Origin of the sequence: Pedobacter sp. BS3 (assembly GCF_008274585.1) — a bacterium.
Classification (GTDB): domain Bacteria; phylum Bacteroidota; class Bacteroidia; order Sphingobacteriales; family Sphingobacteriaceae; genus Hufsiella_A.
Genome location: NZ_VTRT01000011.1, coordinates 1 through 25,107, shown reverse-complemented (window position 1 = coordinate 25,107; position 25,107 = coordinate 1). Strand labels below are relative to the sequence as shown.

Below are 25,107 nucleotides of genomic sequence, written 5' to 3'. Positions count from 1 at the left end.
TTTAAGGAAGAGAGTAAAGTGGATTAATACTAGAGCTCTATCTCTACCTCAGAAATTTTACCACTTTAACTGTATTATCTTCAAAAACTATTCTGGCAACATATCCTCCTTCTCTAAGCGCTACAGGAAGTGTCACTCGCCCATTATCAATGCTCCCTGCATACACGTTTTGACCGGAAATGGAAGATATAACGATTCGCTTCGGCTTAGACTCAAAACCAACCAGCAATACGTTAACAGACTGGTCGGTAGTACTGATAATGATTTTCTCTTTCTCTAAGGCTGTACCTTCAACCACAATGGTTGAAAGCTCCCTTTGCGTCCCGTCTAAATCTGTTTGCGATAATTTATAATAATTAATACCTGAAACAGGGTTGCGGTGGACATACGTATAGGTTTGCTGAACCGAGGAATTTCCTTTGCCGGATATATCTGTCAGCTTTTTGAATACGGCTCCATCCGGGGAATGTTTAACCGTATAGTAGGCATTATTATATTCTGATGCTACCGCCCATTCTAAGTTTACGCCCCACACGCTGCTCTTGCCCTTAAAGTTTATAAAACCAACAGGGGTGGTGCTTTCTGCCCTGATGCACCTTACGCCATATCCATTGGCCCGGCTGATGTTGGATATTGTTGCGCTGCCGCTTACCAAACTAAGCACATAGGCCCCGCCATTTACTCCTGCAGTAGATGACCAAAGCCGGGTTGTGTTGGTATTGGTGTTCAAATTCCCGGTTCCCCCGTCACGAAAGGTTGTGGACGGAATTTTCAGATTGGAGCTAAAGGCTGTTGCATTATTCGTGATTCCTTCTGCATCTTTTAAGGTTTCCCATTCGGCACTGGTGGGTAATCTCCATTGTCCCGCCAGTAGTTTTTTACAGGGGTCGCAGCCGTCTGTTGCAGAAACATCGTTTGGGGAAGCGGCCGCTGCCTGATCGGAGGACGTTCCACCGGCCCACCACCTGTTTGCTACTGTTGAATTATAATAAAACGGGGCGGGGACTGTAGTACTTAAACCGGTAGGGTCGTTTGGTGACGGGGGGGTGTCTGAGATAGTTAACCCTGACCGGTATTGATGACCGTCATCCCAACGCCCCCACTGGAACAAATCTCCCCAGGAGCCCTGGTCTGTAGCCTGGGCCGTGGCCACATTTGATGAACCTAGATTCTGCTGCAACCAGACATTGCCGTCTTTTGCCCGTACCGTTGTATAAACTACTTCGTTACTATTATACACCAGCCGAACATAACCTGTACTTCCTACACCAGAATCGGGAACTTTCTCTGAGAGTGGTGGTGGTGCCGGAGGATCCGGAGGAAACGTAATGTAAGATCTGAAGTTTTTTAATCTCCCAAAGGTAATCCTGTTGGCGTTGTGATAATTATATGCTCCATCATAAGCTGTTCTTACCAGGTAAATCAAATCATCGCCATCGAAATGCCAATCCGGGTATTGAAAGCCTGTTTTTTCAACAGAGACGGAAAATGGCAGTCCCTGATCATCCTCCATTAACGTTTTAATATGATGCCAGTTCCTCAAATTTGTAGAACCATATAAAGACAAAATATTACGTTGCTGGGGGTATGCCGTATCCGTATTGTTGTTAACCATCGCGAGGTAAACACCGGTAACGGTATCAGGACGAATAACAAATTTATGCAGCCCCCCAGGAAACTCTATATAATCATCGGGCGTAAACGTAGCAGAACTGCCATCGTCACTAATCCTGATAATAGCCGCTTTGTCTATATAAGGTACAGAATTAACCCTTATGATATCCAATAACTTTCCTAAGGGGTCTACTACTACATTTCCCTCTATCCAGCCTGTTGTTGTTAAGTCCGACCCGGGGGGATCCCACCCTGCGTTATAAGTAACCTTGGTGCTCATTTTCCAGTTTGAAGGAACCATAAGGTCTGCGCCTTCCGCTATAGATATTACAAATGCCCTATATCCTCTTGCCCACAGAAATCGCGTATCCAACGCTTCAAAGGCCCGAAATAACCGGCCATTATACGTTACCACAGGGGTTGGCGCACAATGATACCTAACTGGCTGGCTGGGTATATCTTCATCAAAAAGCGTTACCGGCTCAGACCATGTGGCGCCATTATCCGTGGAACGACAAATAACGATTGTTCGCGAAGTAACTCCTGTACCAGCATTGGTTCCTAAAAAGTATATATTTCCCTGATATTCAAAAAGGGTCGCCCAAAATAGTCCCGTAATATCTGTTATATGGGTCCAGGTATATCCATTATCCTGGGAACGGTAAACCCCTGTAGTATTTGAGGTGGGCCCATTATAGTCATGAGATGCCAGTATATCACCATTTGATAGTTTTAGTAAACTGGGACTTCCGAGATAAATACCTGTTGCGGCATCCTGATACTTAACTTCGCTTACCCAAAGGGAATCTGCCCCGGCAATGTTAACTGTTTGGCCATGCCTCAACTGATTCAGGGCAGACACCCTAAATGAACTCATTATTAATTGCACTAAAATTGCAATCAGGCATATTTTTGTGACCCTCATAAAATAGACTTAAACTACTTACCTGTCTAAACTAAAACCCGAAGTTGTTTTACCGATGATTTGTGGTAAAGGCAAAATCTTTACTTTAGAAATTTTACTGTTTTAACTGTATTATCTTTAAAAACTACTCTGGCAACATATCCTCCTTCTCTAAGCGCTACAGGAAGTGTCACTCGCCCATTATCAATGCTCCCTGCATACACGTTTTGACCGGAAATGGAAGATATAACGATTCGCTTCGGCTTAGACTCAAAACCAACCAGCAATACGTTAACAGACTGGTCGGTAGTACTGATAATGATTTTCTCTTTCTCTAAGGCTGTACCTTCAACCACAATGGTTGAAAGCTCCCTTTGCGTCCCGTCTAAATCTGTTTGCGATAATTTATAATAATTAATACCTGAAACAGGGTTGCGGTGGACATACGTATAGGTTTGCTGAACCGAGGAATTTCCTTTGCCGGATATATCTGTCAGCTTTTTGAATACGGCTCCATCCGGGGAATGTTTAACCGTATAGTAGGCATTATTATATTCTGATGCTACCGCCCATTCTAAGTTTACGCCCCACACGCTGCTCTTGCCTTTAAAGTTTATAAAACCAACAGGGGTGGTGCTTTCTGCCCTGATGCACCTTACGCCATATCCATTGGCCCGGCTGATGTTGGGTATTGTTGCGCTGCCGCTTACCAAACTAAGCACATAGGCCCCGCCATTTACTCCTGCAGTAGATGACCAAAGCCGGGTTGTGTTGGTATTGGTGTTCAAATTCCCGGTTCCCCCGTCACGAAAGGTTGTGGACGGAATTTTCAGATTGGAGCTAAAGGCTGTTGCATTATTCGTGATTCCTTCTGCATCTTTTAAGGTTTCCCATTCGGCACTGGTGGGTAATCTCCATTGTCCCGCCAGTAGTTTTTTACAGGGGTCGCAGCCGTCTGTTGCAGAAACATCGTTTGGGGAAGCGGCCGCTGCCTGATCGGAGGACGTTCCACCGGCCCACCACCTGTTTGCTACTGTTGAATTATAATAAAACGGGGCGGGGACTGTAGTACTTAAACCGGTAGGGTCGTTTGGTGACGGGGGGGTGTCTGAGGTAGTTAACCCTGACCGGTATTGATGACCGTCATCCCAACGCCCCCACTGGAACAAATCTCCCCAGGAGCCTTGATCTGTAGCCTGGGCCGTGGCCACATTTGATGAACCTAAATTCTGCTGTAACCAGACATTGCCGTCTTTTGCCCGTACCGTTGTATACGTTACTTCACTGCCTCCGTATGTAAATTTTACTGTTCCGGTATTTCCGGCTGTTGTACCCGGAACTGTTTCTTCTATTAGCTGTCCGGAAGAAATCTTTGCCATGCCAATAAAGACCAGTGTTATTGCACTAATTTGTTTTAGTCTGTTTTTTCTCATCGTTCTTTATTTTTAAAGTTTATAATCATATCATTGCTTGCGATTATTTACATATCCGGGGATTTTTAAACAGATAGAATCTCCCGTCTTCGCCACCTGCAAGAATATCCTTAACAAAACCTTCTTTTGTTAAAACCGGACTCACCCAGCATCCATGCCTGTCCATATTTATCGGCTCTCCATTTTCCTGACAGATTACTTTTGGCCTTTCAAAAACAGGTTTTTGGTTGGTTCCGCTGTTGATGAGCACATAAGCGGTTGCATAGGGTTTTGCTTCTTTTACTTCTTTAGACTGAAACATGTGGATTCCCTGCCCGAACAGAATATCCCATTTTCCATCGCGATTATAATCACATACGCTTAGGGTTGCCCTGCCTTCATGCCCGGCAAAACCCACTATGCGTATACCTTCTCCATTTTCCCATTTCAACGGAATTTCCTCCGTTAGCTTATCCGGGATTGTTTTATCGCGGGTATAGCTGCATAATATACCAGAGCTACTGATAGCCAGCATGGGGGCAGCGGCCTCTATACTTTGTGACAGATAACGTTGAGGAACCATTGCCGGCTTGCTTCTCCAGGCTGCCTTAAACGGCTTGCTGTTGTATTCCAAAGGTTTTGCAGGCCCTAACTTTGGAGTATGCTTATCTCCCGTGTTTCTATAAACCACGTATTCCCCTTTTATATCATTACACAGGACATCTAATAAACCGTCGTTATCCCAATCAATTACAACTGGTTGCACGTAACCCCATCTTTTTTCATTCGGTCCTTGTATTGAACCGGTTAGTCCGGCCTGACGCTGGATTACTTTTCCCTGCGACTTCAATTTCACACCAGGTTGCCATATAGGCTTTTCATCTGTACCCGTATTTTTAAAGAACCAGATGTAACCTGACGCATCGCCACCAATAATATCTGAATTACCGTCTCCGTCCCAATCAACCCATTGCGGAACAGCCAGTGTTTGAATGTGAAGGTTTCCCCCTTTCATTTTTACAGGGCGCTGTTTCCACTCAGACCCTTTTCTATCGAAGTAATATTCTATTAAAATCCCGGGATTCCCTCCCATTACAAAACCATGTCTCGCCGTTAAATCTTTATAAATGGGTTGGGTAGAGCTTATATCTGCTCCGCTATATAGTTCCTTAGTGGTTGAAGAAATTCCTTTGGGTAGTTTCTTTGGGAAAAAGTTCAGAATTCCTTTGAACAGGGCGGTTTCATACAGTGTAACCTTATCTACATCCCACGTTATTAAAACCTGCTGCTCTTTTTTACCTAATACTTCCACATCAAATATCCCTGAAGGACTTTGATAAAATTCGAGTGTCAGTGGCTCGCCGTTAGATAACACCTTTTTATAAGAGCCAAATTCCCATCTGTTTTTATCATTTAGCTCCGCATAACTAAACTGAGCCCTGGTTTTATCCCCTTTCCAGCTTCCATTGGCATTATACCCTTTACCAAACCCTATTTCCGGATTAGGCGGATATATCCATGGGTTACTGCCTCCCGGCCAATACGATTTTCCTTCATTTACATAAGAGTATTTTACCAGGAATACACCATCCCGGTTTTTTACAATTGTAAACTCTCCAACCAGCGGACTACCCGAAACTGTTAAGGATGTGGTTTTAATTATTCTCAGCGGAGCGTCATCTGCCAGTTCTACGTGAACCCATCGCCTGGTTGGTTTTTCTGTGAAAAAGTATTCAGGTTTTCCGTCTACGTATATTTGCTTCCCTTCCCCAAACTTCCTGCTAAACTCTTCGTTTCTTTCCGGCCTACTATATAATAATGAGCCATCGGCTGTTTTGCCCAAATACTTACATTCATAAAAACCATTACCTAACAGCGAAATGCTGACTAATAAATTTTTATTTGGCAAAACAACTGGTTTCAGGTCTAATCCAAAACCAAAATCAGAAATTGTGGAGTCGGGGTATCTTAAAGGTGCAGGCAGGCTATTTTGAGCTTTTACTCCGCCGCCACAGGCTAAAAAACAGGCTAATAATATTCCTTTAGTTTTACTCATCCTAATTTCGTATGGCTCGCTTTTAACGTTATGGTTTTACCACGATTCGCAACTGATGAACAGACTCCTGCTTACTATCCTTATTAGCATTGATAGCAAGGAATACCACATTATAGGTACCCGCGGTCGTGAAGATATAGCTGTAAGATTTCAATGGAACGTCTGTATAGGATTTGATGCCTATTCCGGGATTCTTACCCAGGTTAGTGTCTGTTATAATGAAAGGCTTACTGATACACCACATCTGATATGTTTCTGTAGTGGTTCTTGGCCCTCTCATAGTTACCGCGTATGAGGTAGTAGAAGCGATGCTAAATGGAGTAGGATTCCATAACTCTATTCCTCCCTCATAAACAGGCTGCCAACCCGCATTACCCTGGTTCATGAGCAAAGAACTACCTAATTCTGTTACAGCAGTGAGCGTTAAAGCCTGGAACCTCCAGATAGAAGATTTTCCTACTGTATTATTATTGGGCCTGTTTGTATACCGGAAAGCAATGTATGTTTGCTTATTCTTTTCAACTGAGTCTGCAATATTTGCTGTACCCGATGATATATACGGATTTGTACTTGAACAGGTTAGCGGGCTCCAGGTAAATTTGGCTGTCAAATCTTTCCATACTGCATCCTTAATACGCTGCACTGAATCTTCTTTCGACGCTCCAACTAAATTAAGGTTATTAGTTATCAGCACATGGAACTGATCAGCCTGACACAAAGGTTCTGTACCGCCCTGACTGCGTACCTGGTTTTGAAAAGATAAGTTAAGCTGTTTCAAAGCAACTATACTGTCTTTATCCATATAGCCGTAATCATTACCAAACTCTCCTGAATAAAACGTTATTATATCAGGATTACCTTCAAAATTGAATACTACAGGTTCTCCTGCTTTTACAATTGTATCGGCAACCGATACCTTAAAATTGGGATATTCTGTTTTTAGTTCTTTGGAGCAGGACCATGTATTGAAAACTACAATAAGGCCTAAAACCCATTTTATATTTTTATTCATAACATTCGTTTTAAATAATTATTGGAGATGATGCTACCACCCTTTATTTTGAACCAGTTTAGGATTAACTCCCATTTCATAAGCAGGGATGGGCCAAACAACATCCCTCTCTGTTACATTATTATAATAGTTATACATGGAAACATACAGCGTATTAGTGCCTGCCGGCACTTCTGACAGCCTTTGTTTCATATTTGTATAAAAATCGCCCCACCGTATCAGGTCGTTTTTGCGCAACGCCTCAAAGCACAATTCGCGGGCCCTCTCATTCTTTATCTCTTCTTTGAAATCGGCATAAGACATTCCGGATAAATCAACTGATGTATTGGTTGCAGTTACAGGAAGCCCGTGGGCCCGTCTTCTTACCTGATTGATGTATTCATAAGCATTATCTGGTTTCCCTTCAGATTCATTGATGGCTTCTGCATACATCAATAACACATCGGAGTAACGTAAAAGCGGGAAATTTTGCGGGGTTTGCGTATTGGTTTTAGGAGTAACAAGTTCGTTTTCCCGTCTAAACTTTCCGCAATACCTTTCTATGATAAGGTTAGTTGGAGAGAAAGCCACTTTCCCGGCATCTGCATATTTATAAGGGGATATAGCCCAATCCCGGCGTAAATCAGTTGCGTCATACAGCCTGTACAACCAGGGATGTGGCCTTACCATACCCTGCGAAAATCCCCAGTTGGCTGTGCCTGTTGCAGAATAAGCGATACCATTATTTATCCCAACACAACCACCTGTGGTATTATAAACTCCAGTACCATTACCCCAGAATTCAACTTCCCAAATACTTTCTGGGATATAATATTGGTCTTGTGCATAGTTAACAAAAACCTGTTCGTAAGATTGATTTAATTGATGGAATCCTAAATCAATTACTTTTTTTGCCCAATTAGCGGCATCGGCATACCTGGGTGTTTCATTCAGCGGATAACCTGCCATATATAGATTAACCCTGGCCAGTACTCCCCACACGGCGGATTTACTTATCCTTCCAGCAGATTCTACTTTCGATACATCATCTACCAGCTCTGCAGCCTGCTCCATATCCGAAAGTACCTGTTGGTAAACTTCTTTAGCAGTAGACCGGGGTAGCTTAGTATATTCATCTTCACTGGAAACCGGCGGGTCTAGAACAAGTGGAACACCTCCAAATCTGCTCACCAGCATAAAAAAATAATATCCCCGCAGAAATAAAGCCTGCCCCTTTATACTTGCTCTTTCAGTTTTATCAATGGCTATCTCCGGATTATCAATATTTTTTAACAGAAGGTTTGCCCTGCTTATTCCCTTATATAATGCCCGCCAATGGTTAAGTAATTTATCATCGGTAGTATTAACTACGTAATAACCAATTGTACCGTTATCTGTCGGAAAATGCATAAATCCTTCATCAGCTTCCAGGCCCATACGTCCCAGCATACTATTTCCATACACAAACGTTTCCGCAAGAATGGCATATACCCCTCTCAAAGCAATATCTACTTGCTGGGCATTCTTATAATAATTTTCGGTAGATACTACATACTTATCGGGCTTTACATCCAAAAAGCTTTTACATGATACACTTACCAGCATTGAAGCAAATAGTGTTATAGACAATATATTTTTTATCATTTTCAATGATTTTAATCGTTAAAAATTTGCTTTTACCCCTGCGGTTACGGTCAGATTCCTTGGATAGGAGGAGTAATCAAATCCAGGGGTTAGTGTTGATTGCCTTACAGAAACTTCCGGATCATATCCTGAGTAATTAGTCCATGTATATATATTCTGTGCTGCACCATATACTTCTAATGATTTTAATTTCCCCCGCCATTTCTTAGGAAAAGCATAGGATAACTGAACCGTCTTTAATCTTAAATACGATCCATCCTCAATTATCTTTGTTGAATACCTACCTTTTGGCCCGAAGCCTCCTACCCGGAAATTCTCATTTGTCGGATTATCGGGGGTCCACCTGTTTTCATAAGAAGCAAACTGGTTAAGATTTATTCTGTTGCCCATGTTTCCTTCAAAAGCTAACCTGTTGGCATTTATAATGTCATTTCCGTAGCTCCATTGAAAAAACACGTTTAAACTAAATCCCCTGTAAGTAAAGTTGTTGGTAAAACCTCCATAATGTATCGGCAATCCCCGGCCAATCTGAACCATGTCTTTTTCATTGACAACACCATCCTTATTAAAATCAACATACTTAATATCGCCAGGCTGGACGGTTGTATTGCCGTTTGTTGGGATACCTTTTTTTAATACGTACGATGTTCCTATCAGATCAAAATCGCTATACTGGTAATTGCCATCCCATACATAACCATACAGGGATGCTGCCGGACCGCCCACTTTAGCTATGTATGAAAATGAGCCGTTATAATCGCCCGTAAAGTTTACCCATGACAGTATATTTGACTGCCCATCAGACAACTTCAGAATTTTATTCTTGTTAAAGCTTATATTAAATGATGACTCCCATGAAAAGTCCTTTTTTTGAACGTTTACCGTATTTAATGAAATCTCAAGACCTGTATTACGAATCTTGCCTACATTTTTATAAACAGCATTAAACCCTGTGGCAAGTGGCATATTAGCGTTTAACAGTAAGTCACTGGTTGTTTTGTCATAAGCATCTATGGTAAGATTTACCCTGTTTCGCAGCAACGATATATCGTACCCTAAATCTAACTGCGCCGTCTTTTCCCATTTGAGGTTCTGATTTCCCATACTGTTTATTACAGCCGCGTAAAGAGGAGTTTCATTGCCAAAGGAATAATAATCGCCTATAGCAAGTGTCTGGAACCGGGCAAAATCACTAATTCTGTTATTTCCTGTAATACCATAGCTTAAACGCAATTTTGCATTATTAATAATCCTGGAATTCTTCAGAAAATTCTCTTTTCCCATTTGCCACGCAAATGCGCCGGATGGAAATACGCCCCATCTGTTTCCCGGCGAGAACTTCGAAGAACCATCTGCCCGCAAAGACGCGGTGAATAAATACTTTGATTTTAGGTTATAGTTTACCCTGCTTAAATAGGACATCAACGTATTTTTAGACAATACAGATCGCACATCCTTTGGTATACCAAAATCAAGTGCCCTGATGCCTAATTCCTCATTTGTAATTCTATCTATTTCAAATCCAAAGCTTTCTAAAGAAACACCCTGCATGGTGAAGGCGGCTGTAACATCAATATAATGATCTTTATTCAGCCGCTTTTTGTAGGTAAGCCTATTCTCATTTACCCAAATGCCTAGTTCTATATCACCATAAGTTCCATTTGCTCCATTGGGATTCCAGTTGGATGTAAACCCTTTATAAGTTTGTGAATTGTTAAATGACTGACTTTTGGCAAACCGTTGATTATACCCGCCCCTGACATTAAGGGTAAGCTCATTGGTGATATTGTAGTTCAGTCCCGAATTTATAAGCAAATCTGACTTTGTTTCCTGGCGAATTTCGTTTTTTGTGGAAATTAAGGGGTTCATGAGAAACAAAGCATCCTCATCTTCAGGGTCTATCAGGTTATCAATTATATCTACATTATTAGCAACAGGTCTGTACCCCAAAATCCTATACATTAAATACGATGCGTAAGAATTGGAACTCGACTTCATTTCGGAGGCTAAAGAGCCATAGTTCTTATCTTTAGCATAATTAATATTGATATTAGCCTTTAGCTTTTTACTAATGGTCTGCTCAACAGTGATTCTACCCTGTGCCCGATTAAATCCCGAGTTTATAATTATTCCATCCTGATCGGATAATGATCCAGAAAAAGAGTATTTTGTAGCATTGGTGGCACCTCTTATAGAAAGATTATGATTTTGCATTGCGGCTCTTCTGAACAGAAGCGATTGCCAATCTATATTGTCTGCCCCCTTATAATCATCTAAAGTCATCCCCGGCTTTTGAAAATAAAGTTTATTTGTTTCTTCTGCGTTCATCTCATACTGATATTTAACAAACTCATAGGGATTCATCATATTCATTCTTTTGGTAGCCTCCTGAATACCAAAATAGCCATGATAGGCTACCTGTGGCGGGCCTATTTTTCCTTTCTTGGTTTCTATAATAATAACTCCGTTAGCACCACGCGAACCATATATAGCTGTTGCAGAAGCATCTTTTAGTACGGAAATAGACTCAATATCTTCAGGATTTAAGGAAGAGCTGGAAAAATCTTCCATCGGAAAACCATCTATCACATATAACGGAGCATTGCTTTGTGTTAATGAATTTCCACCTCTGATAACTATATCAACCCCGGAACCAGGCTGACCCTCATTTGAACTCACCTGCACACCCGCAATTCTCCCGGCAAGCGCCTGATCAAAATTAGGAACAGGAGCCTTTTGCAGGTCGGCCATTTTCACCTCGCCTACAGACCCTGTTAAATCGCTCCTTTTAACCTCCCCGTAGCCAATTACTACTACCTGGTCTAAACCTGTGATCTTTTGTTTTAAAACCACATCTATCCGTGCACTATTGGCAACTTTCCGCTCTACCGTTTCAAACCCGATATATACAAATACCAGAATATCATCCGGACTAACGACAGTTACCTTATACGTGCCTTTACTATCAGATATGGCCGATACATTTTTGCCTTTAACCCTGATGCTTACCCCTGCCAGCGGTTCGCCTTTTTCATCAGTAATTTTGCCTGTCACCAGCACATTTTTTGAAGGGTTGCTCACAGAAGCACCGGTCACAACCTTCTTAGTTAAAACGATAACCCGGTCACGCCGGATTTCATAACTGATATTCCGACCAGAAAGTAAAAAGTCAAGCACCTCTGATAACGATGCTTTTTTTAAGTTCACGGTAATTCTTTCCTGGTCGTTTAACAACAAGTTGTTGTAAAAAACGGTTAACCCGGTTTCTTTTTTAATGAGCTGAAAAGCTTTAGCCAGCGTGATATTATTACCTGTAACGGTTATCAGCCTATGCTCATTTTTTTCCTGCGCATACACATTAGAAGAGAGCAGAAGCATAAGTAACACGCAAAACGATATTCCATAGGAAGCTTTCCGGTACTTTCGTAAAATCTGTTGCATGAATATAAATTAATTAGTTACTGTAATTACACAGTATATAGTAATTCGGGTGAACGGGAATCTAAATTAATTTAAAATGTGTTGAGCAGGTGGAAAAGATAAGATTTGAGCAGAAAGCAGAAATTATAGCTGAGTAGCTAATAGCACTCATTCATTACTTGTAACATCCCAGATTCAGTACACTAAGCCGGTCTGTTATGAGGGTATTGAAAACTTACCCGAAGATGCGTCGGAGAATGTGTAAGGTCGCTAAACTTGGAAAGAGGGGGTTTAGCGGATAATGCCGGAAATTTACATTCCTATAAAAGGCTCAAAATCAGACCGGCTAACTACTGCTGTTCTATGATTTGGATATGCTTCTAAAAAAGAATTGGCAAAACGCACTTTCTGTGCTTTCCACTTTATTTCAAAGGCACTCAAAATGCCGTTAGCTTCCTCAATGTAATCAATTTCGGCCTTATCTTGTGTTCGCCAAAAATAAGAATTTACATACAGGCCTTTGTAATGGTTGTTTTTTATCCGTTCAGAAATCAGGAAATTTTCCCACAAAGCGCCTTTGTCGTACCTTAAATCAACACCCGAGAAATTGCTTATCAGCACGTTGCGTATGCCGTTATCATAAAAATAATATTTTTTCCCTTTTTTGATTTCATTACGCAAATTTCGGCTCAAGGCCGGAAGTTTGAATATGACAAATGCTTTTTCCAGCAAATCAATGTATTTTTCTACGGTTGTCGTGTCAATATTCCCGATGGTTTGCGCTAATTCGTGGTAACTCACCTCGCTTCCTACCTGAAATGCCAGAGCCTGTAATAATTTTTCTATATGGGCAGGTTTGCGGATATAATCCAGTTTTAAAATGTCTTTGTATAGATAACTGGCTGCAATTTCGGTCAATACACTTTTTTCAGTACCCGGATGGTTTACCACATCGGGATAAGAACCGTAAATAAGGCGTGTTTCTAACAGTCTTCTTGCCTCTAAAACAGATTGGTTTTGTGCAATTTCCCTGTAACTGAGCGGATATAGATAAAATGTCCGTTTTCGCCCTGTGAGCGGCTCAGCCATTTTGTCCTGCAAATCAAAAGACGACGAACCGGTAGCAATCAGCTGGATGTCAGGCCGGGTATCATAAATCAGCTTGAGCTTTCTGCCGATATCCGGAATTTGTTGGGCTTCATCTATCACAACCAGCTTATTGTTTGTGCCAATCAGTTGCAAAAGCTGTGTACTGGTGGTTGCTGTTTCAAAGGCTTGTAAAACATCGGCTTCATCGGCATTTAACCATACAGACGGAACACCAATTTGGGCTATAACCTCTTTTAACAAGGTTGTTTTTCCTACCTGGCGAGCCCCCAAAAGCAAGATAACCTTACTTTTAAAGCACGTATCTATAATGCTTTGCTGTAAATTCCTATGTATCATGGCTACATATTCTAATACTCAAACCTAAGTAAACCCCAATTGTAATCAAAATTTTAGGCGTAATTTTTAGATTACAATCAAAATTTTAGGCTTAATTTTTAGATTATAATCGAAAAATCAGCATATTGGAGAAAATTAGAAAGTACAAATTTGGTGTTATGACGTATTCTTGTCAAAACTATTCTTGATAATTTGAGCTTCAGCAGACCTTTAATCCGGATAGCCTTTGCAGTAAAAGTATAATTGTCTTAACAGAAACTTTAAATCAAAAGGCGCAGCCATAGTTTTTGCTACTTTGCTCAGCTATGTAATACCCCGAATTCAGTACACTAAGCCGGTCTGTTATGAGGGAGTCGAAACTTTTCCCGAAGAGCTGTCGAAGAACGTGTAAGATTATCAGCCTTGCAAAATGACTTGAAACAAGTAAAAATTGAGCGATACTCCTAATGAAAAAATTTCTGATGTGCGTCAGCGCCTATAAAATCAACTTTCTCCGGGATACTTAGTGTATTGCTTCGGGACACGTTCGGAAATTTGGGGAACTCTCCCGAAGCTGCCTCGAACAAGTCCCGAAGAAGTCCCGGATAAGAACATAATAACTTTTACTTTAAATGAAGCACATTGCCGGAAATGGTATACTGAATATCGCTTGACGTTTCCAGGTCTTTTAAAAAACCGGTCAGTTGCTGTTTTTCTATCATTCCGGATAAGCGTATATCACCCAATGCCGGATTATCAAATGCAACATTAAGCCCGAACCAACGGCTAATTACCGGTTCCAGCTCCTTTAGCTGCACATGCTGAAAGTAATAGACTCCATCCATCCACGAGAGCACTTCATCCGCGTCAAAAGATGTTGTTTTAAATCCATCTTTCGTATACACCGATTGGTAACCCGGCGATAACTTTGTAGCACTCCCGTTTTTAGCTGTCAGCAAAACAGAACCTTCCACCAGCGAGGTTTTCATACTGCCTGCCTGGTAGGTATTCACATTGAATTTTGTTCCTAAAACACGGATATCCGATTGTTCGGTATGAACAATAAACGGATGTTGGGCATCTTTGACCACTTCGAGATAGGCCTCCCCTTCCAGGTAAACTTCCCGTGTTTTCCCGGTAAAGCGTACGGGGAAACGTAATTTTGAGATGGAGTTCAGCCACACTTTCGTACCATCTGACAAGGTTACCCGGAAATCTTCTTTTACCGGAACCGAAAGCGTGGTCAGCTGTTCGGGATTACTGCCGCTTACGGTCTGCAAAGTATTGCCGGAAGTCTGAAACTTCACATTTCCCAACGTTAAAACACGATGTTTCGTGGTTTTATCCAGCGTCACGGCTTCGCCGTTTTCCAGTAACAACTGGACGTGCTCAGAACTACTTTTAACCGTATTTTTAGCCAATATCTTCTCCGGCTGATTTTTCCTTACCAATAAAAACCAGCTGCTGATTCCCAGCACAACCAGCAACATAGCGGCCGCCGAAATTACCCAGGGACGTATCCGCTTTACAGAACGCTGCTGTATTGTTTTCCTGATTGCTGACAAATCATGCTCCGTATCTAATTTATCGAGAAAATCGCCTGCACCAATATTAGCACTTTGTTTTTCAAGCGATTGCCACAACGCCCGGTTACGCTCATCGGCATTCAGTAACTGCTGTAAACGGAGCTCATCTGCCGGACTAAGTGTGCCGGCCAGCTTCTCCATAAACAACTGGCGTATATGCTCGTAATCGGATGTCATTAGTAGTAATACAATAAAGAGGGGATTTCAGGTTAATTTTTTTAAAAGATATTCAGCATTTCGCGTAGATTCTTTAATCCGATTTTTAAATGTGTTTTCAGCGAATTGATGCTGATACCCATAATATCGGCAGCTTCCTGGTACTTTTTATCCTGGAAATAAACCAGCTTTAATGCTTCTTTACGCTGGTTGGGCAACTCGCTGAACGCACCGTTCAGCATGGCATAAACCGCTTCCAACGAGTCTTCTTCCTCAAATATATACTCGGTTTCTAAATCACTGACCAGCTCGGATTGCTTTTTGGTATTGGTTTCCTGCTTTCGCAAATAATTCAAACATCTATTTTGTATGGAACGGTATAAATATCCTTTAATATCGCCCTCCAACCGCATATAAATTTTCTTTTCCCACAATTCCAGGAAAAAAGCCTGTACCAGGTCTTTGGCTTCCTGTTCATCGTGAAGATAAAAATAGGCATTAATACACAGCAGCTTATAGTATTTCAGGAATATAGCATCATAAGCCCTGGAACTACCCGCTTTAAGCTGTTGCAATAACTGCTGGTCGGATTGAATATTCATGAGAGCAGAATTCTGGGTTAAACCATAAATATAATACCTATTATTTTAATGTTGTAGCTGTTTATAGCGCTCGTACAATTTTTCGTAAACCGCTACTTTATCCTTTTCGGGCGAATATACGGTTTCAATTCCTCCCGACATGGCTTTTTGCGCCTGCTGAATATCCGGATATACGCCGCTTGCCGTTGCCGCGAACATGGCGGCGCCTAATGCGCAAGCCTGCTCGCTTTGGATAACTTCAATAGGCAGGTTCAAAATGCTGGACAGCGTTTGCATCACAAAGGCTGATTTCTTACTGATGCCGCCCAAGGCGATTATCTTTTTGACGGGGACTCCCTCATCATTAAAACGCTCAACAATGGCCTTTGAGCCAAAGGCTGTAGCTTCTACCAGCGCCTTAAAAATTCGCGGGGCATCGGTTCCTAAGCTGATACCCGCAATGGTACCGGTTAATGTCAGGTCTGCATCCGGTGTGCGGCGACCGTTAATCCAGTCTAAGGCTACCACATCTTTTTCTGTAACCGGAAGCGTTGCCGCCAGCTTATTCAATTCTGGCAGTATATTTTCTGCCGCCGCTGTAAGAGTTTCGGCCGGTATTTTATCTTTTAATAGCTGCTTTAGCGGAAAACTTAACAGCTCCTTAAACCAGAAATAGACATCGCCAAAGGCCGACTGACCGGCTTCCATACCCAGCATTCCGGGAAGAATGGAGCCATCAACCTGACCGCAAATTCCCTTCACACAATGATTTTTATGCTTTTCTGCCGGCGCTATCAGCATGTCGCAGGTTGAGGTTCCCATTACTTTTACCAGCGAATAAGGTTCTATGCAAGCGCCCACAGCTCCAAAGTGTGCGTCGATAGCGCCTACGCCGATTTTAACGTGCTCCGGTAAACCGAGCCGGTGCGCCCATTCGGCAGAAATTGTTCCCGCGGCTTCATCGGCCGTATGAGTATCCTGGTAAAGACGGCTTCTTAAACCGGTTAACAAGGGGTCGAGCGTTTTCCAGAATGCTTCTTCGGGTAAACCGTCAAATTCCTCGTGCCACATGGCCTTGTGCCCCGCGGCGCAGCGATTACGTTTCGCGGTAAGCGGATTGGTATTACCAGTTAATACAGCCGGCATCCAGTCGCTATGTTCCATCCACGAAAACGCTTTTTGCCTTACCTGCTCATCCACCCGCAGGGTATGCAGTATTTTGGACCAGAACCATTCCGACGAATAGGCTCCGCCTGAGTAACGGGTATAATCCGTATGCCACCGGCGACATAGCTTGTTTATCTCTTCGGCCTCGGCATTAGCCGTATGGTCTTTCCATAAAATAAACATAGCATTGGGATTTTCCGAAAATTCAGGCAAAAGCGCCAGTGGTGTCCCGTTTTTATCAACCGCTACCGGCGATGAGCCCGTAGTATCTACCGAAATACCGGTGATATTATTCACCACTTCCGGCGATAGGCCTGCCAGCACCTCGTGCAAACAGGCTTCCATACTTTCCAGGTAATCCAGCGGATGCTGCCTGAATTGTGAAACAGCAGCATTACAATATTTGCCTTCTTTCCATCGCGGATAATAATGAACGGCACATCCGGCTTCTTCCCCGGTATGGGCATTCACCAATAAGGTTCTAACCGAATCGGTACCGAAATCTATACCAATAACATATTTTGCGGGCATTCTCTTTTAGATTTTAAGATATGAGATTTTAGATATGAGATTTTAGATATGAGATTTTAGATGTGAGATGTCACACTAACCAACCAATCACTAACCAACTAACAACTAATCCAGTTCCACATCTCCGCAGAAATGCACTTCAATACCTAATCCTGCCAGGGCAGCGGCCTTAATCCGGCAGGCCTGATGTGCCTGTGCCTCATTATCCGTGTACACTACATGGATGTGATTGGCTTTGTGCCGCCCCATCAACTGGTCGCGGGAAACGCCTTTAAGCACGGCGTGCATAATGGGCCACTGTGGCGTGGTTGCCTTCCAGCGACGCTGCGATTCGTCTTCGGGGAGCTTTACAGCTTCGCCAACACCTAAATCGCAATGCAGCTTATCATCCATAATGTAAACGCGGCTCCACACAATCGGTCCCGGTTTGCTTACACCTTTTAATGTACCGCCGCCTAACCTGAAATACATTGGTGGCTGCCTGTCGCTGCCTGCATCGCGGTAGCCATTTGCAAAATGCGAAGCGGGTACAGCTCCTGAAATCAGGAACACCCAAACAAAATCATCAATACCATCGCCCCGGTAATGTTCGCCCCAGCGAATATCATGCAGGGTGTTATCGCCGCGTAAGCCTAATTTATTCCACAGATGATAGGTTACCAACGCATCAATACCAGCGCATTCGTCAACCTCGTTAAAATGCGGAAGCGCTTTGCCTGCATACAATTCTCTGCCATCTTCGCTATACACCGGCGGACGTTCGGTATTATTTAACAATCCTTCTACCAAATCGCTTGCGCCAGTGAGGTCTTTCAGGCCCTGCTGGTATTGTATACCGATGGTATTGCAGCCAAATTCATCGGCAATGCGGAGCGCAGCGATATACATTTTACATTGTTCCAATGTTTGTTTTTCGGTAAGCTCGGTAGCTTCATCGCTGCCCCAGTTAAAGCTCATTCCCTTTTGCAGCAGCCAATCTAATACCTTGCGGGCATCCGCGTCGCTTACCTGCTGCATACGGGCATATAACGTTGATTGGCTGAGACGCTCCTTGAAAATGCCTGTAGCATGCAACAAATGGTCGGGCACAATGGCATTGAACATGCCCATACAGCCTTCATCGAACACACCCATAATGGCTTTGTTGCCTTTCAGTTCAGCGGCAAATTCCAACCCAGTCTTCTCATCCGCTGCCGGAATCTTAACCAGCTTATAATCTTTCACATGCTGCAGGTCATGTTTAATTTTCCCGGTAGTCAGCCACTCGTTCAGGTTCCGGGTAAAGAAATCATCGCCGAAATCTTTACTCCACAGCGTGCTGTAATTTACTCCTGCTTTGGTTAGCGAACCATTCAGGTTTAACAAGCCGACCAAACCCGGCCACATACCGCTCCAATTGGCAACGGTAAGAATCGGGCCCTGATGCGTGGTAAGTCCGGCAAGCACATGGTGTGTATATTGCCAGACGCTTTCTGCAACAATCAGCGGCGCATTGGGGTCAATATTTCGGAAAACTTCCATCCCCATCTTTTGCGAATCGATAAACCCGTGTTTCTTTACTTCATCGTAAGGATGTGCCCGCCTGATGGTATAACCTTGCTTTTCAAGGGCCGCTTTTAACAGCTCTTCCATTTCATATTGCGCCTGCCAGCAATCCTGGTTGGCTGCTAATCGTAAATCTCCGCTGGCAACCAGCCAGATTTCTTTGTTGCCTGTACTCATAATATCGTAAGAATGATTAATACGTTAAACTGAAAATTTAATTCATAAACCGGTTAGTGGCTGCCCTCATGCAGCTATACAAATATGCGTTAACCAATCTCCGGATTTATGCAGTTTCTTATCCTTTTTTTGTAGGATATTATCATAAACTTTGAAAGATTGTATTTTTTGCTTTCCTTAGTAATAGAATTAAAAAAACAAAACCAATTGATGAGAACCGGCTGTATTGCTAAAGCGCTGTAGCCTGTAATACTTAATTTCTAACCAGAACTTAAATTAGTAAAAAGCCGCTATGAAGCCGCAATATCATAAAGTACCGGTTAAACTTCAGAACTCGTTCAGCATACGGCATGACATACAGCCCAACTTTGGCACTATCTGGCACTACCATCCGGAACTGGAATTACATTATGTGATGCGGGGTGAGGGAGTGCGTTTCATCGGGGATAATATCAGCAATTTTTCTTCCGGCGATATTATCCTGCTCGGACAAAATTTACCGCATACCTGGCGTTGCCGCGAGGAGTATTTTCAGCAAAATGATGAGCTGAGCGTTGAGGCCATCGTGATTCATTTTTTACCCGATTGCCTGGGTAAAGATATCCTGAGCTTGCCGGAGGCTTACCTGCTGCCCAAGCTTTTTGAGAAAGCGCTTCGCGGCATGGTTATACAGGGCGAAGCACGGAAAAAATTGTCGGAACTGATGGTGTCGGCTATTGATGCTACCAACCTTGACCGGCTGATTATCCTGCTTTCTATCTTAAAAACCCTTGCAGAGACTGAAGAGTACAAAAATATTGCCTCGGTGCCGAATTTTACCCAGTCGAACGACACGGTCAGGCTGAATAAAATTTATACACATACCTTGTCAAATTATAAGCGGGAAATTACCCTGGAAGAGATTTCTGCATTGAGCAATTTGAGCGTTACTTCGTTTTGTCGTTATTTTAAGCTGATTACCAAGAAAACCTATTACGATTTTTTAATTGAAATCAGGATAAGCCATGCCTGCCGCTACCTGGTAGAAGATAAATTACCTACCGAGGTTATTTGTTTTGAGTGCGGATTTAATAACGTTTCTAACTTTTACCGTCATTTTAAGAAAGTTAAAGGCATGACTCCGTTAGAATATAAAAAGAAGTATCTGACGTATTGATGTCAGGTTGAAAGTTAAGAGTTAAGCGAGGTACGAAAAATAAGGATATAATCGAGTGACTCTTGCTCCGTAGGAGCAGCCGCTTTATAACAGCACAAACGTATGAGAAGCGTGCCGCAGGTACACACCTTACTGGGTTATATCTTTTGGTTAATCATTTGCTACATTGTGAGACCAATCAATGGATTGCCCCTACAGGGCAAGTATATTTACATACATTTTTTACAAAGCGATTGTGCCTACGGCACATTACTATTTTCATATCGGATAGCGCTCGTTTGCAACGAGCGCCTCATTGCACGGCGTTTATAACGCCAAAAATCATGATTGTTTGTGATACAATCACAACAGAATATAGCACTCGTTGCAAACGAGCGCTAACAGAAAGCAGGTACTTTTTAATTACAACCGCTTACTCACAAAAATCTGCAAAAACTGCTCATTTCCTGATTTTACATAACGGTTATAAGCCAGTGTTTTGCCGTCATGCGACCAAACTACACCGCCTACCGGTTTTTCATCATCGGTTGATTTTGGTGTTACCCGTTCTGAGCGGGATGTTTTTAAATCGGTTATAAAAATGCTGTTATCAGCAGGATAAGCAATATAGCGGTTATCGGGACTGAAATTAAACGGTCCTGCAACCGAAAATTCATTGAATGTTAATTGTGTAATAGCTCCGCCGTTCGGCGAAACCCCATAAATTTGTACAATGCCCTTTGCATCTTTAGCCAGGAAAGCAATTTGTTTACCATCGCTGGTACTGCGCAGCCAATGCCGCGGCCCTTCTATTCCATGTGCTGTAAATGTAATCCGGCGTTGCACTACTCCGGCCGGTACATTTGGACGGCTGCTTGCTGTACCTTCTAATGGCAATCCCGGACGAGCCACGGTAAGATTATCGGGCAGGTCAACGACAAATACTTCGGTTTTGGTTTTTCCATTCTTGTCACGCACATTTCCCTGAAAAGCAATAGCCCGTTTCTGCCAGCTGCCATCGGTCTTTTGATAACCGTTACCAATCCAGCCCTCATCAAATGCCCGGTCAATTTCATCGCTGCCGGGCTGTGGATGTTCGGTAACCTGGGTTACCGCAACGGCAAACATTTTACCGCTGTTATTTTCGCCTGCATTGTCCGATTCCACCGTAACCGGATGTCCCGGAACCATCACGCCTACTGCCCGCAAATCCTGCACCGAGGTATCGGTTTTTGCCAGTTGCTCTATCACATAATCGTTGTAGGTAAAGCTAATCCATTGCCCGTCAGCGCTCCATGAATGGGCATGCGTACCTCCGCGTAAAGCGCCCGGAGTAAACGGTACGGTAATATCGCGGGCATCCATAAACACGGGTTGATACGGATGATGAATATCTACCGCAACGCCGGTACGACGGGTAAAGCTGTACGGATTACGGCTATCGGCATTGCGAATACCGTGAATAAACAAGACGGTATCGGCAACCGGCGAAAATGTTACAGCTCCCACACCTGGCCCATATTCCGTCTGATTAGAGGTTTTATAAACCTCTTTTATCTCCCCGGTTTTTACATTTACTATCTCAATGCTTCCGGTGCTCCGTATCAGCGTATCATTATTACGGGTATCGTACACCAGCCATTCGTTATCCGGCGAAAAGCTTTGTGAAATATGCAGACAATGACCTTTTTTATCGTGTGTAAGTTGTTTTTCGCGAAAAGACATGTTACCGGATTGATTGACAGAACAAGCCTGCATAATAAACAAATATCCTGGTAAGATAACGTAAAATACAGCGATATGCAGGCGGTTGTACATATTATGCTATTTCAAAAGTGAGATTTAATTCGGCACGAAGCTGGTAATATTCATTGTACAGCACATCAATGCGTTGCTTAACATCTGGTGTAAACCGGCCAACGTCTCTGCGTGTAAACGATGAGATATTAAGTCCGCGTTTTTGAAGAAAATATTTGGCAACGATGGGATATACTTCATGCATAGGTTCCATGTTACGGGTAATGAATGACTGCACTTTAACAACCTGTTGTTGTAGCTCCGGACGGTCATAGTTATTGCATAACCAAACAATCAGTTCGGGGAAGAAATTACCCTGGATACAGGACAGCCCCGCGGAACCGGCTTTAAGCGATTCAACGGCGTGTACCATGTAAGCATCGTACAAACCGAATTGTTCATAATCTTTAGTAGCCTCGATTTTTTCCTTTATCAGGTTTATATCCAGGCAGGTATCTTTATGATAAATTACCCGGCCGGTTTCAACAAACCGCTTTAATTGTGCTGGTGAAATTAATCGTTTATACGGCTCGGGACACTCGTAAAATCCTAAGGGAATATCTGGCGTAAGCGCTATCAGCTTGAAAACATTGTTATCGAAAATTTCATCCGGCTCGGTTTCTTCGGCCATTAGTCCCGTAATTACTATGGCGGCCTCAATACCGGTATCGTATATACGCTTTATAAAATCAGCCTGTTGCGCTACAGTACCGGCAAATGTCCCGGTAGCGACTATAGGCACTGCTCCGTCTGCGATGTTAACAATATGCTTTACACTGTCAATACGTTCCTGTGGCGTAAGCTCAAACATTTCGCTGGAAAGGCAGTTGGCAAACAACCCGGCGGCCCCTGCTTCTATATTCAGTTCGGTTATTCGCGATAATCCATCATAATCTACAGCGCCATTGTCTTTAAACGGCGTTAACATAACGGGAATAAATCCCTTTTGCTTGTTCTTCATTATTTTATTTCTTTTCTTGTTAATTTCTTATCGCGTTACCGGCTGTTTGCGGACTGACGTCATGAATAATCCCACCAGGAAAATGGTAAGCGTACCAATCACAATAATCATATTACTGTGCAATGGGTTACGTAAAAAGCTGTATTGCTCCGGTATCAGGTTAGAGAAGGTCATCCAGAGGATAACCAGTATACCGATAAGTGTAGCTGTCAGCGCTTCATGATTTCCTGCCCGGCGGCTTATCATGCCCAACAGGAATAGGCCCAACATTCCCCCGGCAAAAATCCCGGAAAGCTCCCACCAGATATCAAGCAGGCTTTTGACTCCAATCATCGCGATACCGGTTCCCATACCGAGCAGACCAAACACAACCGTAGCCACATATAATAAATTCATATTTTGTTTTTCGGTGATATCAGGTTTAATGTAGCGCTTGAAAATATCGACAGAGAACACCGTTGCCGATGCATTCATACCGGAGCTGATGGTACTCATGGCTGCCGAAAGAATAGCTGAAATAATCAATCCAACCAGGCCCGCCGGTATATTAGTCACCATAAACTGCGGCATTACCTTATCACCATAATCGGCGGGTTTTAGAGAAGATGCCAGCTGTGATATTTCCTGTGAAGAAGCCCCATGCGGTAGTCGCTCTATAGCTACCTGCTGCTTAATGCTGGTCAAGAATTCCGGGTGCACCTGGTAATAAGCGTACAGGCAGGTGCCGATTATGAAAAATAACAGCGATGCCGGAACATACAGCCACACACACAACCAAACTGATTTGGTTGCTTCTTTTTCGGATGTGGCGGTATGATAACGCTGTACATAATTCTGGTCCATACCAAAGTTGTTCAGGTTAATAAAGAAGCCATAAAAAAGCACTACCCAGAATGTGGATTCGGTGAAATTGGGCGACAGGCTTCCTAAACTGAATTTCTGGTCTGTCACACCAATTTTTATAATATCGGAGACGCCTCCGGGCATATCCTTAATAATCAGGAAAAGAATAAGCAAGGCTCCAACTGTCTTGACAATAGCCTGCACTACCTCCGTCCAGATAACGGCCTCAATACCGCCCAATACAGTGTAAAAAATAATACAGACGCCCATTACAATCATGATAACACTCATGCTGTATCCGGTAAGCGCCTGTAAGCTCAGGGCTATACCAAAGAATATGGAGCCCATACGGGCAAGCTGTGTTAATAAAAAGCACACAACGGCGTAGGTACGTGCCCAGGCGCCAAACCGGTGCTCTAAATGTGTATAAGCGGATACTCCGCCAATGGTACGATAAAATGGTACAAAATATTTGGATGCTACCCAGGCAGCAAGAGGCATGGATATACTGAACACAAAGGCGTTCCAGTTACCTCCAAATGCCTTACCGGGAACTCCGAGGAATGTATTGCTACTTAAAAATGTAGCATATATAGATAAACCAATGGCCCAGCCGGGTATTTTTCCGGATGCTTTGGTAAATTGTTCGGAACTCTTATTCTTACGTGAGAAATAGATTCCGACAACTATCATGGCTATCAGGTAAAGTGCAATAACACAAAGGTCAAGTACAGGAAGATTTTTCATCTATCGTTTAAAATTGGTTAAGAACAGGCAAGTCCGGAAAACACTTGTTTTGAACATCGCCTGCTTTATTTCAAAGTCTGCTATTAAAACAGTAACAAAGCTATTCTGAAAACATACGTATTTACTATAATATTTTCGCTATATTTTGTAGGATATTATCATATTATAGTTCAACTACGATTATACAGGTGGAAGGCCAGAAGGTTGAAGGCGGCTGATGGTTCATAGTTCATGGCTGATAGTAGTCCGAAAGTCGGGAAAGTCAGACCGGAAGAGAGAAACAAGAACATAGAATCAAGAGACAAGAAAGTCAGGAAGACCGAAAGAGAGAAACAAGAGAGCCTGTGAAGAATTTTGTGTAAATGGTCAAACCTACTGCCATTAAATCCTACATCTGTTTTCAAATATAATACTA

Annotated in this window: 15 protein-coding genes; 1 reads left to right on the top strand and 14 read right to left on the bottom strand. The window is 42.8% G+C overall.

Annotation, left to right across the window (positions count from 1 at the left end; all coding sequences use genetic code 11):
- Positions 1–43: 43 nt before the first annotated feature.
- From FW774_RS19445 to FW774_RS19395, 11 genes are all read right to left on the bottom strand, one after another.
- Positions 44–2,491: a hypothetical protein gene (locus FW774_RS19445; RefSeq protein WP_149350077.1), complete on the bottom strand. Its 2,448-nt coding sequence runs from the start codon at positions 2,489–2,491 to the stop codon at positions 44–46.
- Between the two features lie 128 nt (positions 2,492–2,619).
- Positions 2,620–3,951 carry a hypothetical protein gene (locus FW774_RS19440; RefSeq protein WP_149350075.1) on the bottom strand — a complete coding sequence of 444 codons (1,332 nt, stop codon included), beginning with the start codon at positions 3,949–3,951 and terminating at the stop codon, positions 2,620–2,622.
- Positions 3,952–3,994: 43 nt separating this feature from the next.
- Positions 3,995–5,986, bottom strand: a complete 1,992-nt coding sequence (locus tag FW774_RS19435) for an FG-GAP repeat domain-containing protein (protein WP_149350073.1) — start codon at positions 5,984–5,986, stop codon at positions 3,995–3,997.
- Between the two features lie 28 nt (positions 5,987–6,014).
- Positions 6,015–6,998, bottom strand: coding sequence for a DUF5017 domain-containing protein (locus FW774_RS19430; protein WP_149350071.1), 984 nt, complete (start codon positions 6,996–6,998; stop codon positions 6,015–6,017).
- 33 nt (positions 6,999–7,031) lie between these two features.
- The gene (locus FW774_RS19425) at positions 7,032–8,621 is read right to left on the bottom strand and encodes a RagB/SusD family nutrient uptake outer membrane protein (RefSeq protein ID WP_197739897.1); all 1,590 of its coding nucleotides are present in this window, start codon (positions 8,619–8,621) and stop codon (positions 7,032–7,034) included.
- Positions 8,622–8,639: 18 nt separating this feature from the next.
- The gene (locus FW774_RS19420) at positions 8,640–12,062 is read right to left on the bottom strand and encodes a SusC/RagA family TonB-linked outer membrane protein (protein WP_149350070.1); all 3,423 of its coding nucleotides are present in this window, start codon (positions 12,060–12,062) and stop codon (positions 8,640–8,642) included.
- Between the two features lie 291 nt (positions 12,063–12,353).
- Positions 12,354–13,487 (bottom strand): ATP-binding protein, encoded by a 1,134-nt coding sequence (locus tag FW774_RS19415; RefSeq protein ID WP_149350068.1) that lies wholly within the window; start codon positions 13,485–13,487, stop codon positions 12,354–12,356.
- A gap of 602 nt (positions 13,488–14,089) precedes the next feature.
- The gene (locus FW774_RS19410) at positions 14,090–15,229 is read right to left on the bottom strand and encodes a FecR family protein (RefSeq protein ID WP_149350066.1); all 1,140 of its coding nucleotides are present in this window, start codon (positions 15,227–15,229) and stop codon (positions 14,090–14,092) included.
- Between the two features lie 41 nt (positions 15,230–15,270).
- Positions 15,271–15,810: a sigma-70 family RNA polymerase sigma factor gene (locus FW774_RS19405; RefSeq protein WP_149350064.1), complete on the bottom strand. Its 540-nt coding sequence runs from the start codon at positions 15,808–15,810 to the stop codon at positions 15,271–15,273.
- A gap of 45 nt (positions 15,811–15,855) precedes the next feature.
- Positions 15,856–17,487, bottom strand: a complete 1,632-nt coding sequence (locus FW774_RS19400; RefSeq protein ID WP_149350062.1) for a ribulokinase — start codon at positions 17,485–17,487, stop codon at positions 15,856–15,858.
- A 105-nt stretch (positions 17,488–17,592) separates the two neighbouring features.
- Complete coding sequence (locus tag FW774_RS19395; RefSeq protein ID WP_149350060.1) at positions 17,593–19,209, bottom strand: L-fucose/L-arabinose isomerase family protein; 1,617 nt, start codon at positions 19,207–19,209, stop codon at positions 17,593–17,595.
- A 292-nt stretch (positions 19,210–19,501) separates the two neighbouring features.
- On the opposite strand from FW774_RS19395, the gene FW774_RS19390 reads away from it, so the two are divergent.
- Positions 19,502–20,365, top strand: coding sequence for an AraC family transcriptional regulator (locus FW774_RS19390; RefSeq protein WP_149350058.1), 864 nt, complete (start codon positions 19,502–19,504; stop codon positions 20,363–20,365).
- Between the two features lie 402 nt (positions 20,366–20,767).
- Here the strand turns inward: FW774_RS19390 and FW774_RS19385 are convergent, their stop codons facing one another.
- Genes FW774_RS19385 through FW774_RS19375 form a run of 3 tightly spaced genes read right to left on the bottom strand, consistent with a single transcriptional unit; the run spans position 20,768 to position 24,692 of the window.
- Positions 20,768–22,162 (bottom strand): DUF3748 domain-containing protein, encoded by a 1,395-nt coding sequence (locus FW774_RS19385; protein WP_242457888.1) that lies wholly within the window; start codon positions 22,160–22,162, stop codon positions 20,768–20,770.
- A 1-nt stretch (position 22,163) separates the two neighbouring features.
- Positions 22,164–23,102: a dihydrodipicolinate synthase family protein gene (locus FW774_RS19380; RefSeq protein WP_149350057.1), complete on the bottom strand. Its 939-nt coding sequence runs from the start codon at positions 23,100–23,102 to the stop codon at positions 22,164–22,166.
- A 27-nt stretch (positions 23,103–23,129) separates the two neighbouring features.
- Positions 23,130–24,692, bottom strand: coding sequence for a sodium:solute symporter (locus tag FW774_RS19375; protein ID WP_149350055.1), 1,563 nt, complete (start codon positions 24,690–24,692; stop codon positions 23,130–23,132).
- Positions 24,693–25,107: the final 415 nt, after the last annotated feature.

What these genes read in the sequence shown, in the direction of transcription:
- FW774_RS19445 (WP_149350077.1), bottom strand. Translation starts at nt 2,491, where the DNA reads ATGAGTTCATTTAGGGTGTCTGCCCTGAATCAGTTGAGGCATGGCCAA.
- FW774_RS19440 (WP_149350075.1), bottom strand. Translation starts at nt 3,951, where the DNA reads ATGAGAAAAAACAGACTAAAACAAATTAGTGCAATAACACTGGTCTTT.
- FW774_RS19435 (WP_149350073.1), bottom strand. Translation starts at nt 5,986, where the DNA reads ATGAGTAAAACTAAAGGAATATTATTAGCCTGTTTTTTAGCCTGTGGC.
- FW774_RS19430 (WP_149350071.1), bottom strand. Translation starts at nt 6,998, where the DNA reads ATGAATAAAAATATAAAATGGGTTTTAGGCCTTATTGTAGTTTTCAAT.
- FW774_RS19425 (WP_197739897.1), bottom strand. Translation starts at nt 8,621, where the DNA reads ATGATAAAAAATATATTGTCTATAACACTATTTGCTTCAATGCTGGTA.
- FW774_RS19420 (WP_149350070.1), bottom strand. Translation starts at nt 12,062, where the DNA reads ATGCAACAGATTTTACGAAAGTACCGGAAAGCTTCCTATGGAATATCG.
- FW774_RS19415 (WP_149350068.1), bottom strand. Translation starts at nt 13,487, where the DNA reads ATGATACATAGGAATTTACAGCAAAGCATTATAGATACGTGCTTTAAA.
- FW774_RS19410 (WP_149350066.1), bottom strand. Translation starts at nt 15,229, where the DNA reads ATGACATCCGATTACGAGCATATACGCCAGTTGTTTATGGAGAAGCTG.
- FW774_RS19405 (WP_149350064.1), bottom strand. Translation starts at nt 15,810, where the DNA reads ATGAATATTCAATCCGACCAGCAGTTATTGCAACAGCTTAAAGCGGGT.
- FW774_RS19400 (WP_149350062.1), bottom strand. Translation starts at nt 17,487, where the DNA reads ATGCCCGCAAAATATGTTATTGGTATAGATTTCGGTACCGATTCGGTT.
- FW774_RS19395 (WP_149350060.1), bottom strand. Translation starts at nt 19,209, where the DNA reads ATGAGTACAGGCAACAAAGAAATCTGGCTGGTTGCCAGCGGAGATTTA.
- FW774_RS19390 (WP_149350058.1), top strand. Translation starts at nt 19,502, where the DNA reads ATGAAGCCGCAATATCATAAAGTACCGGTTAAACTTCAGAACTCGTTC.
- FW774_RS19385 (WP_242457888.1), bottom strand. Translation starts at nt 22,162, where the DNA reads ATGTACAACCGCCTGCATATCGCTGTATTTTACGTTATCTTACCAGGA.
- FW774_RS19380 (WP_149350057.1), bottom strand. Translation starts at nt 23,102, where the DNA reads ATGAAGAACAAGCAAAAGGGATTTATTCCCGTTATGTTAACGCCGTTT.
- FW774_RS19375 (WP_149350055.1), bottom strand. Translation starts at nt 24,692, where the DNA reads ATGAAAAATCTTCCTGTACTTGACCTTTGTGTTATTGCACTTTACCTG.